The 15,690-nt window shown below is 47.6% G+C and carries 10 protein-coding genes; all 10 read left to right on the top strand.

The window, feature by feature from the left end:
- The first annotated feature begins 233 nt into the window (after positions 1-233).
- Positions 234-2,513, top strand: coding sequence for an ATP-binding protein (locus IEY46_RS31780; RefSeq protein WP_229750678.1), 2,280 nt, complete (start codon positions 234-236; stop codon positions 2,511-2,513).
- Positions 2,514-2,689: 176 nt separating this feature from the next.
- A complete protein-coding gene (locus IEY46_RS31775) occupies positions 2,690-3,397 on the top strand; it encodes a PIG-L deacetylase family protein (RefSeq protein ID WP_188999076.1) in 708 nt (235 codons plus the stop codon).
- 29 nt (positions 3,398-3,426) lie between these two features.
- Positions 3,427-6,066, top strand: a complete 2,640-nt coding sequence (locus tag IEY46_RS31770; RefSeq protein ID WP_188999074.1) for a glucosidase family protein — start codon at positions 3,427-3,429, stop codon at positions 6,064-6,066.
- A 336-nt stretch (positions 6,067-6,402) separates the two neighbouring features.
- The gene (locus tag IEY46_RS31765; protein ID WP_229750677.1) at positions 6,403-8,214 is read left to right on the top strand and encodes a sensor histidine kinase; all 1,812 of its coding nucleotides are present in this window, start codon (positions 6,403-6,405) and stop codon (positions 8,212-8,214) included.
- Positions 8,195-9,772, top strand: coding sequence for a helix-turn-helix domain-containing protein (locus IEY46_RS31760; protein WP_188999068.1), 1,578 nt, complete (start codon positions 8,195-8,197; stop codon positions 9,770-9,772). The genes IEY46_RS31765 and IEY46_RS31760 overlap by 20 nt, the downstream gene beginning before the upstream one ends.
- A gap of 230 nt (positions 9,773-10,002) precedes the next feature.
- Positions 10,003-11,337, top strand: coding sequence for an ABC transporter substrate-binding protein (locus IEY46_RS31755; RefSeq protein WP_188999065.1), 1,335 nt, complete (start codon positions 10,003-10,005; stop codon positions 11,335-11,337).
- A gap of 29 nt (positions 11,338-11,366) precedes the next feature.
- Positions 11,367-12,521, top strand: coding sequence for a Gfo/Idh/MocA family protein (locus tag IEY46_RS31750; protein WP_188999063.1), 1,155 nt, complete (start codon positions 11,367-11,369; stop codon positions 12,519-12,521).
- 77 nt (positions 12,522-12,598) lie between these two features.
- Entirely contained in the window at positions 12,599-13,465 is an 867-nt protein-coding gene (locus IEY46_RS31745) for a carbohydrate ABC transporter permease (RefSeq protein ID WP_188999061.1), read from the top strand.
- 11 nt (positions 13,466-13,476) lie between these two features.
- On the top strand, positions 13,477-14,310 hold the full coding sequence (locus IEY46_RS31740; RefSeq protein WP_188999059.1) for a carbohydrate ABC transporter permease: 834 nt from the start codon (positions 13,477-13,479) through the stop codon (positions 14,308-14,310).
- Positions 14,311-14,417: 107 nt separating this feature from the next.
- The gene (locus tag IEY46_RS31735) at positions 14,418-15,674 is read left to right on the top strand and encodes a sensor histidine kinase (protein WP_188999056.1); all 1,257 of its coding nucleotides are present in this window, start codon (positions 14,418-14,420) and stop codon (positions 15,672-15,674) included.
- Positions 15,675-15,690 lie beyond the last annotated feature (16 nt).

The raw sequence follows: 15,690 nt of genomic DNA, 5'->3' as shown, positions 1-15,690 counted from the left end.
ACAAATATTCGTTGTTAACAGCGTGTGGACAACTCTGTGCATAACTAATGCATTATACACAGAGTTGTCCACAAATTGTGGATTTCTTTGTGAATTTGGGGATAGAATTGTGGGTAATTATAAAAATAAGCGCAATTCGCTCTGCAATCATGGCGACGATTACTTTCATTTTATGACAAATATGTTATGATCCAATTAGATGTCCACAAGCTCGCCAAAGGGTGTGTCGTTAGTTGTCGGTAAAAACGAAGCTATCGTTCATGATGTCGTTTATTGTATTTATACTTTTGCTTGTTAATGTAATTTTGAACGAATATTATACCCGGGTCAACCTGAGGGCCGAGACTCAATTCAATATGACTTACATCAGTGAAATGATTGCTTCCTCCATGGCCCAACATATCAGAGAATATGAGCTGCTGCAAACGGTTTTTGATGAAAAGTTGAAGGTGGCTTCGGCAGAAGCCGCCATGCTGCTGGGGAAAGATGTGAATGCTGTTACGGGCACACAGCTGGAACAGTTATCTGATCGGCTTGGGTTAACGCATCTTTCGGTTATTATACCGAGCGATGGAGAATATAGGATCCGGAGTTCGTCAGATCCGAAGCTGGGCGGACTCACCATAAAAAGCCTGGGAAAGCCGAATCAAGTTCCGCAAGAAGGACTATCCGACCTGAAAAAAAGCAATGATTTCTGGACAAGCGCAATTGAATTTAACACGTCCGACACTACACCCGGCGACTCTGGCAAGTGGGGCTTCTATCAGATGGAGGACCGCGGTTATATCCTTGTCAGCTTTATTCAAAACAACCAGCCCCGGGGCTTAGGGGAAATCAACCTCGTCTCTGACTTATCACAAAGTATGACCAATAAACTGACGGTGCTGGAGGTCAGCGGCTTCAATCCAGTCTTGTTCGGCAAGGGGCCTGTCGGCGAAATACCGAAAATGATTAGCGTCCCGGAAATGATGCAGCATCCTGTATCCTTCGGAAGCTACGAGTATCAGGAAATAAAGATGGACGAAAAAAACATCCTGGCGGCATCGCAGGGCGACAATGTTTTTCGATATACGAAAATCAAAGGGCAAGATGTCATTAAAAGCTTCGTCCAGGTAACATCCCCCGTCCCTTATGTGATTGGCCTGGTTCTCGATGCCAAGCCGATTAACCGGCAAATCGATGAACAGCGCAATAATCAGCTTTTTATTTCCGCTATTTTACTTATCATCGTCGTATTCTGCAGTTATTGGTTGTCCGATTTCCTGATTCGCCCCATCCGTTCGATATTATGGAAGATCAACGAAGTCTCCTTTGGGCGGTTTGATAATTCAATCGAAGTTAAGCGCAAGGATGAAATTGGGCAGCTTGCCAAGCGTGTCAATGCCATGTCCAAGAATCTGGGCATCTATATGACCAAGCTCAAGATGGCATTCGAAGAGAACCGCTCCATGAAGGAATATCTGGAATCCTTTATCAATCATACGACCGATGCCATTCATGTCGTTGATTTGAAGGGCCGTGTAACCCAGGTCAACCGGGCTTTCGAGGAGCTGCTGGGCTACTCGGCGGATGATGCGGTCGGGAATATCCTGCCCCTGGTTCCGGAGCATCTGCATGCGGAGGAGCTGCACACGATGGAGGGGCTCAAGTCAGGCAAGCATTTGACGGCAAGAGAGACGGTTCGGATTACCAAAGAAGGGGAATGGATCTCCGTCAGTGTAACGTCTTCGCCGATCAGGGACAAGAATGGCGCGATTCACGCCATTGCCAGCATCACCCGGGATATGACGAGCCGAAATAAAATGGAGGAACTGCTGCGCCGGTCAGAGAAACTGACAACGGTCGGGCAGCTGGCCGCTGGGGTCGCTCATGAAATCCGCAATCCGCTGACTACGCTGCGTGGTTTTCTGCAGCTCCAGTTGGAGACAAACAAGCTGAATACCAAGCATGTCGACATTATGCTTTCCGAGCTGGACAGAATTAATTTAATTGTAGGGGAATTTCTCATTCTTGCGAAGCCTCAGGCGACCCGTTTTGAGGAGAAGGATGTCCGTTTTATTCTAGGTGATGTCATCTCCCTGCTGGACAGCCAGGCGCATCTGTGCGACATTGAATTTCTTACTCACTTTAATATCGAAACCGGCCTGATTTCCTGCGAGGAAAATCAACTCAAGCAGGTCTTTATCAATCTGCTTAAAAATGCGATAGAAGCGATGCCGGAAGGTGGGCAAATTCAGATCAGTTTGGACTATAAAGGAAGCGGGGAAGTATCCATCTCGATTGTTGATCAAGGAATCGGGATTCCGGAAGACATGATTTCAAAGCTTGGCGATCCTTTTTTTACTGGCAAGGATAGTGGGACAGGGCTCGGCATTATGGTCAGTCAGCGTATTATTCAGAGTCATCAAGGGACGATGGAAATCAGGAGCAAAGTGAATGTGGGAACGAGTGTGACGATTACACTGCCATTATTGCAGGGGAGATCCGATCCTCCGCCGCGTCCTCTGCGATAGAACCCTGGGACCCGGGCGCCAGGAGGTTTAACCGCCGTTCAATCACCATCCAATGGGGAGGGCTTGATTGGCGGTTTTTTTTGTTTCAGATTGACATGAAATTCGTTCTGATTATCGGATGTCAGGCTGGAAGGAGGTTGATATAATCAAGCCAAACCTAGAAAGGCGGTCATATTGTGAGAGTGTTAGCCTGTTGTGCGCACCCTGATGATGCTGAAATATTGGTAGGAGGAACGCTTGCCAAATACAGCAAGAGGGGGGACGAAGTATTCATCGCCATTACGACTAACGGGGAGGTTGGACATCCTACGTGGCCGAAGGAAGAAGTGGCCAGAGTACGACAAGAAGAAGCCGAGAAGGCCGCTGCCCGGCTGGGGGCCCAATTGTTCTGGCTGGGATTTCGGGACGAATTCCTGTTTGACAATGAAGAAACGAGACTGGCGCTTATCAATGTGATCCGCAAGTGCCGGCCGGATGTGATTCTGACGCATTGGCCGGGCGATCTGTATAATCCGGATCATACGGTTACGGGCCAAATGGCGAACGATGTGGCCATTATGACGACGGTCCCGAATATCGTTACGGAGGCGCCTCCCTGCGAGAAAATACCGGTTGTTTATTTTATGGATAGTCTTGCAGGCGTTGGATTCGTGCCTGATGAATATGTGGATATCAGCGACTCGCTGGATATGAAAATGCAAGCGCTTCATGAGCACCACAGCCAGGTAAACGACTGGCTATCGGATCAATACGGCGGATCGATCATGGAAATGGTAGAAGTAAGCGCCAAGTACCGGGGATTTCAATGCGGGGTCCGTTATGCGGAAGGATTCATCCGGGCCAAAGCCTGGCCGCGCGGGGTAGCGGGTACCCTGCTGCCATAAACGCATCCGAAGAAGGGAGTATTCTAAAGATGATGATGACGAAACTTGCGGTCGAGTGGAAAAATAAGGGTATTCAAGGCCGAGTCGATGTATCAGGCGGAACGATCAACAGCTTGCAGCCGGCCAACGGTGCGGAAGGAGGGACAGCGTCGATTGACGGCGTATTCAACTTATCGGCTTCCAGCAGGCTGCTGTTGACCGTGGAGAGCGATGGGGATGGGCAGAGCGCGCCGGCTATCGTCATGCTCGATACCGAGGCCAACCCGTTTAGCTTTTTCCTGCGGGATGTGAACAAGCAGTACCCCATCTATATCCCTGCCTACGAAGCGATTGTAACGACGGCTGATGACAGCAGGACGTATGGGGAAATCGAGCAATCCATCCGTGAATCCGGGCTGCTCAGCAATTTGCAGCAGATCGAGAGCGAGGCGGAGGAAGGGTATGAGGACGCTGCCCGTCATACACGCGATAATCCCGGACAAACGTGGCTGGGTTTATCACGCGATATGCGTATTTTCGGTGTCGGATTTCGCGGCATTGGCGGCGAAGAACGGCTGTGGGATTGGGTTCAGCCGCGGTTTCACGGGATGGAAACGACTCTCCCCGAGAATGATGATCAGCCGGTTCGTTACCGTTACTTATTAGGACGTGGAATCGGCTGTGTAGACGATATCAAGCGGAGACTTGAGGAAGGTATCCTCCCGATTCTGCATACGACCATAACTGACGATGACATTCTGTATCAAGGAACCTCATTCGTTTCTTATGAGCATTCGAAGCTGAGCCGCCAGTCGCTGCGGGGGACACATTATCTGGTTGCAGACGGTTATGGCCATGGTCATATGCTGACGCCGGAGCAGGAGGAGCAGCGGACAGGCTTGCTGCCGGAAGAGCTGGAGCAGGCGGAAGAGACGGTTCTGTATTTCCGCTGCGAAGCGACAAATACAGCAAAAGTACCGCGGTATGCGTGGTTTAAGAACGTCGTACCAAATGCTTATGTGATGAACAATACAACCAACTATTCGTTCGATGGCCAGGAAGGATTCGTCAGCTTCTCGGAGGACCGTGTATGCACGGTTTCCAAGTTGAATGGCAAGCCGCTTGCCCAAGAGGAAACGGCGATCTTGATTAAACCGGGAGAATCCGCGGTCTTCGAATTCTATTTGCCTCACCGGCCGATCTCAAGGGAACGCGCCAAGCGGTTGATTAGCCAGAGCTTCGGGGAGCGTCTGCAGGAATGCCGCGATTTCTGGCACGAGAAGCTGTCGCGCGCTACGCAGATCCGCTTGCCTGAACCGCGGGTGGAGGAAATGATGAAGGCGGGACTGCTCCACCTGGAGCTGGTAGCTTACGGCCTGGAGCAGGAGGGGACGATCGTTCCGACCATCGGCGTCTATACGGCAATCGGCTCGGAGAGCTCGCCGATCGTGCAATTTATGGATTCCATGGGCCAGGCTGAGACCGCCAAACGATCGTTGATGTTTTTTCTGGATAAGCAGCATGAGGATGGTTTTATTCAGAATTTCGGCGGTTACATGCTGGAAACAGGAGCTGCTCTATGGAGCATTGGGGAGCACTACCGCTACACGCGGGACGAACAGTGGATTGCCGAAATCAAGCCAAAGCTGCTGAAGGCCTACACGTATATTGTCGCATGGCGGGAACGCAATCTTAAAGAAGAGCTCCGCGGCAAAGGATACGGCATGCTGGAAGGGAAAACAGCCGATCCGGAGGATCCGTTCCATTCGTTTATGCTCAACGGCTATGCGTATATCGGCTTAAGCCGCCTTGCCGAATTGCTGGAGGCAACGGACCCGCAGGCATCCGCTTCGATCCGCGAGACCGCGGAGGCCTTGAAGCTGGATATCCGGACCCAGTTCCTTTCCTCTATCGCCCGTTCGCCGGTAGTCCCTCTGGGAGATGGCAGTTGGGTGCCGACCGCCCCTCCGTGGGTTGAGCATCGCGGCCCTCTGTCCCTGTATGCCGAAAGCGCCAGATGGCTGACGCACGGTTCTTTCGTAGCGCGCGATTCGCTGCTTGGCCCGCTTTATCTGGCACTGCAAGAAGTCATTCAGCCCGGAGACCGGGAAACGGGCTTCCTGTTGAATTTTCACAATGAACTGATGTGTACGCGAAACGTAGCGTTCAGTCAGCCTTACTACAGCATTCATCCCTGGGTGCACCTGAAGCGCGGCGAAGTAAAGCCGTTTCTTAAAGCCTATTACAATGGCTTCAGCGGATTGGCGGACCGGGAAACGCATTCGTTCTGGGAACATTTCTTCCAGGCGAGCCCTCATAAGACGCATGAGGAAGGCTGGTTTCTTATGCAAACCCGCTGGATGCTCTATATGGAGGAAGGCATCTTATTGAAGCTTCTGCCGGGAATTCCGCGCAAGTGGCTGGAGCACGGAAAGGTAATCGAGCTTTCCAATGCGGCTTCCTATTTCGGACCGATTTCCTTGCGTGTGGAATCCAGACTGGAGCAAGGAGAAATCGTCGCGACAGTTGGTACCGATTCCGACCGCAGGCCGGCTTCCGTAACGGTGCGGCTGCCGCATCCGAAGGGCAGAATCCCCGTTAACGTATCGGGCGGCATCTACGCGCCGCAGGAGGAAACTGTCCGGATCGATAACTTCACCGGCTCCGCACAAATTCGCTTGCAATTTTAACTGCGGTTCCGATTTGGCTTGCAGCTCATATGGCCTCCCATGGCCTCCCTTGCAGCGAGAGGCGAAACTTCTCCCGGCTCTCGTGCAGGGGACTGCACGGATAATAGCACTCAATAAAACAGCGGTAGTCCCGGAATTTATATTCCCGTCCGGGGCTGCCGCTGTTTCTTTTTTATTTGAGCCATGGATTGGCAAAGAGGAGGAGAGGGGCCAAAGCGCGAATCAATCAGGATACAAATGACGAAACGATATCTGCTCGGGCAACCCGGGCCGGACAAAAATATTACATTCGGGGTTTGGGTAGTGAAGTGTTTCCAGGCACAGGAGGGATTGGGATTGAACACGAGACTGAAGTTCCGTTGGAGACTGCTAACGATTATTATTGTATCTTTATTGGTCCTGGTGCCGCTTCTATTCCAAGGATATTTGGTCGGGCAGCAATCCTCGAAAAAAATCCAGGAGCTTTATGGAAATTCCATTACCAAAAATATGGATTCGTTAGCGATAAATATCGAATTCTATCTCAATTACATGAAAGACTTCAGCCGCGCATTGTCCACGGACAGAAATGTGGTGGATGCACTTCTGCTGGAAGAGAGCCAAAAGAAAGAAGCCTCCATAAGAGAAGAGCTGCTCGTCTCTGCCACCTTCTACAACGTAAGGATACCTCTCTATATTCAAATTATTACGCCTGAGAAGAAAGTATACAGCGATATTAAAATGAACAGCTTTGAGGCCGATCAATTGCTGGGCGTTATTCAATCCGCGGAGTGGTATAACGATTACGTTCCTTATAATCCGAATGCACTTTATATTCATGTAGGAACCGATTTTCACGAACAACTTAAAGTTAGAAATGCGATTTATGTAAGCAAGAATATTATTTACAACAATCAATATTTGGGCATGTTGGTTGTTCAGATGAATCTGTCACCGATTCAGCGATTAATGCATCAGGCGCAAATCCAGCCTTCCACGACTGTTTTTTTAAGCGGGAAACAAGGAAATGTTCTGATTGAGAACGAGGGCAATGAGCGGGATTTATCAGGCTTATCCACTTTGATCGATCAGGACAAGAAAACGAAGGATTCGAGCAGTGGCACTTTACAGCTGAAGTATGAGGCTGTTGAGTATGTTGGTTCCTATCGGGAAATTTCCGGCTTGCCCTGGTATATGGTGGCAGTTACGCCAAACGATAATCTGACGAGTGAAAGCAAGGGAGTTTGGGCCTATGCTTTTATCATGATGGGGATATCCGTCGTGATTTTGTCATTGGTGCTGTTCATTATTACAAAAAAAGTGACGATTCCGATTTTGAATTTAACAAAACTGGCCCGAAACATTCATGTGCAGCATATGCCCAAACGATATTATTATAAAGGCATTGAAGAAATCGAGATCCTCTCCTCAGGTATGAATCAAATGTTGGATCGAATTGAAGGTCAGATCGAACAAATTCGTAAGGATGAGCGAAAAAAAAGAGAGCTGGAGCTTATCCTGCTGCAATCGCAAATCAAACCCCATTTTCTTCATAATGCTTTAAATTCGATTAGATGGATGGCGGAGATCAAAGGAGAAAAGGCGATTGCCCGCGCGCTCATTTCTTTGGCGAGCATGCAGCACTATATACTCGATAAATCCAATACAGTATGGAGTGCAATTAACGAAGAGATCGATTATATCCGCAGCTATCTGGCTTTTCAGGAGATTCGTCTTGGGAGAAAAATTGAGTGCCGTTATGAGATTGACGAAGCGGCAAGCAAATCCAGAATTCCGAAGCTTTCCTTGCAACCGATCGTAGAGAATGCCGTATTGCATGGGTTTGAAAGGCTGGAAGGAAGAGAGCCCGCATTAATGATTCGAGTTTTTCAACAAAACGGGATCGTTGTTATTCATATCGAAGACAATGGAGTAGGCATGGATAAGGAAATCGTAGCGACTATACTGACCGATAATAAAAAAAGCAGTCTTTCATCCTCCTCATCGGGCATTGGTATTCGAAATGTTAATAAGAGACTGCAATTGGAATACGGCGTTCGCTACGGAGTCCGCATAGAAAGCAAGCCCGATCAGGGGACGGTTGTCGAAATACAGATTGTAAATAATTCGTTAGCAGAGGGTGACGACAATGAAAGTTATGATCGTTGAAGACGATATGCTCGTTCGCCTTGGGGTAAAGTCGATGATCCCATGGACGGAATTAGGCTTGGAGATTGTAGGTGAAGCAAGAGATGGCATCGAGGCGCTGGATATATTTGCGAAACAGCTTCCTGACATCGCTTTAGTGGATATCGGGCTGCCGAAGCTGAGCGGTCTTGCGTTTATTGAGCAGGCTAAGGGAATTTATCCGGAATGTGAATATATCATTTTGACGTGCAACCAGGACTTTGATATGGTGCGGCAATCTCTGCGGCTTGAAGTCCGCGATTTTATTCTTAAATCTACAATGGAAATTGAAACTTTAAGGCAGGTTATCGAAAATGTGGTCGGCCTGATGAACAAAAAAAGAGAGAAACAAAGCAACGACCAGCATAAGCTTGGCGCTCAATCGTTCAAAACCCTCCAGAAAAAGGAGTTTATGAGAGAGTGGCTCAACGGCAACTATGTTCAATCGGACGTGATCGCAAAAAAAGCGGCGGAGAACGGTTTAGATGTGCAGGGAGCCGAATTGCAAGCCTGGGTGATCCAACTGGATACTCCCTATCGAAAAGGGCAGAAGCTTCTTCCCCATGATTTGGACAAGCTCGGGTACGCCATTGAGAATATCGCACGAGAACTATATAGGGAAAGCCTGGTTGGCGTAGTGGAGGATGTAAGAATAAGGAGATGGTATATCCTTGTCGACCAAGCCACTAATCATACAGATCCGAATGCATTAGTGAGAGCAGTGGATCACTATCTGGATTATCAGATTTCAATGGGCTGCAGTCGGACATTCACTGATTTATCCTGTTGGCCCCGGAGTGAAGCAGAAGCTTCAAGCTGCCTGGAGCTGAAATACTATAAACCAAACCAAAGTGTTTTTGAATATGAAGCGGATTCGCAGCCGGCATGGTGCACAACTATTCCGACGAGTATCGTTGGGATTGAAAAGGAAATTCATCAGTGGCTATCCTTGTTTCAATTTGAAAAAGCGGCGCAATCGTTGAGGATGCTTGAACAAGAGCTCGGCACGCCGCCTTATGTGCTGCCAGGGACAGTGAAAAATCTGATCATCGATATTTTAAATAAGCTGTCCGATGTATGCGGAAACAGGGAGAGCACCCATCGAAAGCCGGATATGGCCACAGCGAACGAAGTGCTGGAGCCTGTTTATTTCCAGGATAGTCTTAAAGGTATCGACGACGAGATCCAGATGCTGCTTGCCCAGTTTGGTGAGAATCGATTGAAAGCAGAAAAAAGAATGATCATCGAAGCCGTCGAGTCCTACATTCACGAAACCCCGCATCTCGAAATGAATCTGAATGAAATCGCTGAAAATTTGAAGGTAAGCGCCGCTTATTTAAGTCGGACTTTTAAAGAAGAGACGGGGAACAACTTTACAGAGTTTGTGCTGGATATTAAGGTGAAAAAAGCAGTAAATATGATGGAGAACGGCATGGGAGTAACAGAGACTGCCGAGAGGCTGGGTTATTTGAATGTGAGTTCTTTTACAAGGATGTTCAAAAAAAGAGTCGGTGTAGCACCTTCTCAATTCGTCAAATAAATTCGGATAAGTGATCGTTAAAAAAGATAAGTCCCCCATGACGGGGCTGCAAAAAATGATAAATCATTCCGCTGTTGCTGTCATGTTCATCAAGACGGCAGGGGCATTATAATGAATCCAGTCAGCTGAACGAAGTCTGGCGGAAAGCGGGCAGCTGCGGATGAAACGGGGCAGAAACAATTGTCAGAATTATCAGTTTTTTAAGAAGGAAAAACAAGGGGGATTAACAGATGAGGTTGAAAAAATGGGTGATCACTGCGCTTACGCTGCTTCTCTTGGTGTCTGCGGCAGCTTGCTCACAAAATGAAGAGAATGCATCTTCCGCAGATACGGCAAATGAAAAGAAATTGAATCTCGTATTTTGGAATTCATCCTTCCCGACTGTCGATGAGAATGATAAAAGCAAAAGGAAGGAAGACTTTTATATTTTCCAGGCTATCAAAAGGTTTGAAGCTGCTCATCCGGGAATCACGATCGAATTGCAAGATGTGCCTGGCGGGGACAACTTGTTTACGAAATTTCAAACGGCGAGTATAGCCAAGAATGGTCCGGATGTAACGGATATTTGGTCTGGAAGCTATCTGATGAGATTCAAAGCGTTTTTAGAGCCGATGAACGATTATTTTACAGAGGAAGAAAAATCCCGGATTGTTGGCTGGGAGGCGGTTACGGAAGGCTTTAAAGAGCAGGGGACGATCTACGGTGTTCCATCGGCGACGGGCGGTACGACGGTATTGTACTATAACAAAAGTATTTTCGCTAAAGCCGGTGTAGATCCGGAGGCGAATAACCCGAAAAACTTCGCCCAATTTGTGTCGATGCTGGAAACGGTGAAAGAAAAGACGGGTATTACGCCACTTGGACTAAATATGGCGGACAATTTCTGGTTCATCCCCTCCTATTGGATTGCGCAAACGATCACGCCAGCAGGTATTCAGGATTTAATTGACGGCAAGATGAACTTCGCAGATCCTGCTTTGGTCAAGATTATAGAAGGCTGGAATGAGCTGTATGCCAAGAACTTAACGATGTCCGATCAGTCTGGGCAGAACGTTCAACAGTTTTACAAAGGACAAGTCGCGATGGTGCCAGGCGGGAACTGGGATATTCCGAACGCTCGTAAAATTCTTAAAGATGATCTTGGCATGATCAAAGTTCCTGATTTCAGCGAGGATGTCAAGGTTCATAATGGCGGAGTCGGCGGAGCAGGGGCAGCCTATATCGTTCCGAACTATTCGAATCACAAGCAGGAGGCTATCGATTTCGTTAAATTCCTCAACAGCAAGGAAGAGCAGGAGAACAGATTCAAAGCTGGGGAAACCTCCTTAACAATTGTGAAAGATGTGGACATTACACAGTATACGGATGAACCGTTAATCCTGCAGATGCAGCAATGGTCGAATGAACCGACAACGATGTTTTGGCCAGATAATATATATCCGCCGGAGCTGGGCAGTGAGATGAATACGCTGCAAACCCTTGTATTTGCCGGGAAAATGTCTGCTGCTGAATATATGGAAAGATTGGATGCAAAACGTGATGATCTGCTTAAAGAACAGCAGTGATAATCGGCTCTAAGAAAGGATGTCAAACGATGCTGAAGCTAGGAGTAATCGGGTATGGTGCCCGGGTCGGCGGAGTTATTGAGGGGAATTTGCTGGGACAGTGTCAAATTGCTGCAATAACGGATCTCAATGAACAACGGGTGAAAAACCGATTAAAGGAAAAAGGGGTAGACACCGATTCCATACGCTTTTTCACGGATGCAGAAGATATGTTTAATCATTGCGAATTAGACGGCATTCTCATCGGCACGCGATGCTCCACCCATGCGGAGCTGGCCGCAAAGGTGATTCGCCGGGGCATTCCACTGTTTTTGGAAAAACCGGTGGCCATTTCACTGGAAGATTTGCAAATGCTGCGGGATGTTCTGCTTGAGCATCCCCTCATGGCGGGGAAAGTCGTTGTCTCTTTCCCTCTTCGGTTGACCACGATTATTAGGAAAATCAAAGAAATTGTCGACTCCGGCAGGATCGGAACTGTAGAGCATGTCGAAGCGACGACCGCCGTTCCTTATGGTTCGATCTACTATCATAACTGGTACCGGGACGAATCAGAAACGCATGGCTTATTTCTGCAGAAGGCGACACATGATTTTGATTATATCAGCTATATTTTGGGCCAGAACCCGGTAATGATCAGTGCAATGAAATCCAAAAGGGTATTTACAGGTGATAAACCTGCAGGACTTGAGTGCAGTGTATGTGATGAAAGCCATACATGTCTGGAAAGTCCTCAAAACTTAGCGAAGGCCGGCGAGCAGTCCTATGGCAGCTATTGCTCCTTTGCTGTAGATACCGGTAATGAAGATTCAGGAAGCGCATTGATTGAGTATGAGAGCGGCATGCATGTTTCTTACACCCAGGTCTTCTACGCAAGAAAGAAAGCAGCCAAGCGTGGAGCACGGTTTTACGGCTATAAAGGGACCATCGAGTTTTTGTTCGATACCGGAGAGATCAAAGTATATCTGCATCATTCATCAACGGTAGAGACCTATCAATTCGGCACTGAAAACGATCATTTCGGCGGAGATGCTGCTTTGGCGGAAAATTTCATCGCAGTAATGACAGGAACGAAGCTATCAGAAGTCACATTGAACAGCGGTATTATGAGTGCGTTGATCTGTCTGAAAGCGAATGAATCAGCAGCAACAAAGACGTTCCAGGCGATAAACTGGCCTGATTTTTGAAGAAAAGTAATCTAATGAAGAAGGCCTCCTACTCTGTAAGGTATGGAGGCCTTTGAAAAGGAATGTGGGAAACCTAGATGGACCAAAAACGTGACAATGTAACCGGGCTTCTGTCGGTTGCTCCAGCATTTTTAATGCTGGCTGTTTTTCTCGGCTATCCGATTATTCGCACCTTTTATCAGAGCTTTACGATTTGGGATGGATTAAATAGCGAGTTTATTGGCTGGGATAATTACATTTCCATTTTCAGTAATGGAGATTTGCTCCTATTATTAAGAAATAACGTTCTCTTTCTATTATCTGTTCCTGTTATTCTTTTGATTACCCTGGTGGTAACGATCCTGCTGTTCGAGCAGGTACCCGGCTGGAGGCTCTTTCGCTCCCTTTACTATTTACCATCCGTACTCTCCGCTGTGGTCATCGGCTTCCTGGCCAAATCGATGTTTTCGACGCATGGGCTTGTGAATACAACCTTGCAAAAATTAGGGCTTGGGAACTTGGTCATAGACTGGTTCAACTATGTTCCGACTGCTTTTTTAATCATTATTCTTTGTTTTTATTTGCAGACGCTTGGTCAGGGAGTCCTCATCTTTTTATCGGGGATGTCTGTTATTTCCCAGGAGGTTTTTGAAGCTGGAAAAATCGATGGAGCAAACTGGTTTCAACGCCTTTACCATTTTGTTATTCCGGCACTGATCCCGACTATATTCTATTTTACGATTACGAATATGATCTATGTATTTATCGGGCTTTTCGGATTAGTGTACTCGATTACCGGCGGGGGGCCAGGTTACGAAACAACCCCGATCGATTATATGATTTATTTGAAAGCGTTCCAAAGCGGTAAGATGGGCTATGCATCCGCGCTCTCGGTTGTCTTGTTTATAATCGTTTTCATAATGGCTTGGGTACAGCTGAAAATCCAAGATCGAATACATGATTAGGAGGTAACGGCTTGAAAACCACCATATATGAGAAAATGATCCGCTTTTGTATATTTATCGTTCTGTTGCTTATCGCTCTTGTAGTCGTCTATCCACTGTTCTACATGTTCACCAGCAGTATAAAAACGTCATTGGAATTTTCACAAAATCCGCTGGCCTTGCCCGAAACGTTATATCTGGACAATTTCAAGGCGCTCTACTTCCGATTTTCGCTTGTTAAGCTATTCAGCAATACGCTGATTGCAGTTGGTGGTGCGCTTATTCTATCATTTGCTCTTTCCGTTCCGGCTTCATTCGCCTTTGCCAAAATCCGTTTCAAATATAGAAGCACCCTCTATATGGCCATGATTGCGACGATGACCATTCCGGGAATTACGTTCATCATTCCAAATTATTTGCTGATGTCGAAACTGGGCTTAATTGACAATTTCCTTTCGGTTATCATCATTTGGGGTGTAGGTTCCGTTGCGAATAACGTGTTTTTGTTAACCTCTTTGATGAGAGGGCTCCCCAATGAAGTGCTTGAAGCGGTCAAAATGGATGGAGGGAGCTACCTCCAGGTGATGACCAAAATTGTTGTGCCGCTGAGCATTCCGGGGTTGATGACGGTGTCCATATTTAATACGACGGGCTGGTGGAATGACTTGTTAACACCGCTTGTCTATTTGCAATCCGATCAGATGAAAACAATGACAGTCGCAGTTGCAACGATATTAAGAACGTACAGCTCCGATTATCCCTTGTTGCTTGCAGGCTTGTTTATGACCTCGGTGCCGCCCATCGTAATCTATATTATTCTGCAAGGATACATCCGCAAAGGACTCGTAATCGGTGCAGTTAAATAATCCATTCCGGCTCCCAGCCGCAAAGATTGATTTTCCTTGTTTACTATGTGAGGCCTTCGGGTTATTATAGTGTCCATAAGGCGAGCAATGGCGGATCGGGGCGATAAATGGTGGAGGAAGAGCTGCTAAGAGAAATGCTGGATGAGATGCTCTCGAAGAAAAGATCGGTCGAGCAGAACCAGAATGAATTGATCGATATGGATCTTTACATTAGGCTGCAGGAAACCTTCATGGCCGCGACCGGACTAAATGCGAATGTCGTGAATTCGATGGGCATCTCCATGACCCCGGAACCCCAGGAGAGATCCCCCAGGTTCTGCCAGCTTGTGCATTCCGTACCGGTCGGCAAAGAACGCTGTATCCAATGTGATCTGATGGTGACCAATGCGGCGATCTCGATGGAGAAGGCGGTCATACGCCGCTGTCATGCCGGCCTGTACGATTGTGCGGTGCCGATTCAATTCAACCAGCAAGGCATCGGATCTTTCATTACCGGCCAGGTATTGCTCGAAGCTCCAACGGATGAAATGGTGGAGGACATATTGCACAGGGTGGCTGACCTTCAGCTTGACCGTGAGGAATTGCGGCAGGCCATCCATGAAATCCCGCAAATCTCCAAGGAGCGGCTCTTTGCGAATACTGATTTTATTACAATTCTGGTCGATTATATCATTAAAAATTTGAAGGAAAATGAATTCAAACGGCAGGAGGCGGAGCTGCGTTATCTGCTCAGCGAGGCGGAGATGAAAGCCGTCCAATCCAAGCTGCACCCGCATCTGCTGTTTAACGTACTCAATCTGATCTCGGGCCAGGCCCTTCTTGAGAACGCTTCCAGGACGCATTCCATAGTAGCCCAATTGTCCAAGATGCTGCGTTATATGTTAAAGTCCTACCGCCCGCTTATTACGGTAGGCGAGGAATTGGAGTATCTGGACCCTTATATCAAGCTGCAATGCCTCCGGTTCGAGGACCGGCTTTCGTACAGCGTCCATTATGAAGATCCTTCGCTGCAGCAGTATAGAATCCCCAGTCTGACCATTCAGATTCTGATTGAGAATGCGATCAAGCATGGAATTGAGCCAAAGGAAGGTCCATGCTTTATCCGTACCCATATCTATAGTGAAGCGGATCGTCTGGTTATTGAAGTTCGCGACAATGGTGTAGGCTTAACGGGAGAACGCGTCAAAAAAATCATCCCCTCTGGCGAAGGGATGGAAGAGCAGTTCTCTGGAATTATGATGATTCGCAAGCGCTTGGAATATTATTACCGCGACAACTTTGCCTTTGATATCCAGTCAACGGAAGGCGAAGGAACGCTCGTCAAGATATCCTGTCCCAAAATAACCGAGAACCCCCGCAAGTAGGCTGCTGGTTCTGCTT

Origin of the sequence: Paenibacillus nasutitermitis (assembly GCF_014641075.1) — a bacterium.
Classification (GTDB): Bacteria; Bacillota; Bacilli; order Paenibacillales; family Paenibacillaceae; genus Paenibacillus_Z; species Paenibacillus_Z nasutitermitis.
Note: the sequence above shows the minus strand (reverse complement) of the source record. Positions and strands in the feature narration are given on the sequence as shown.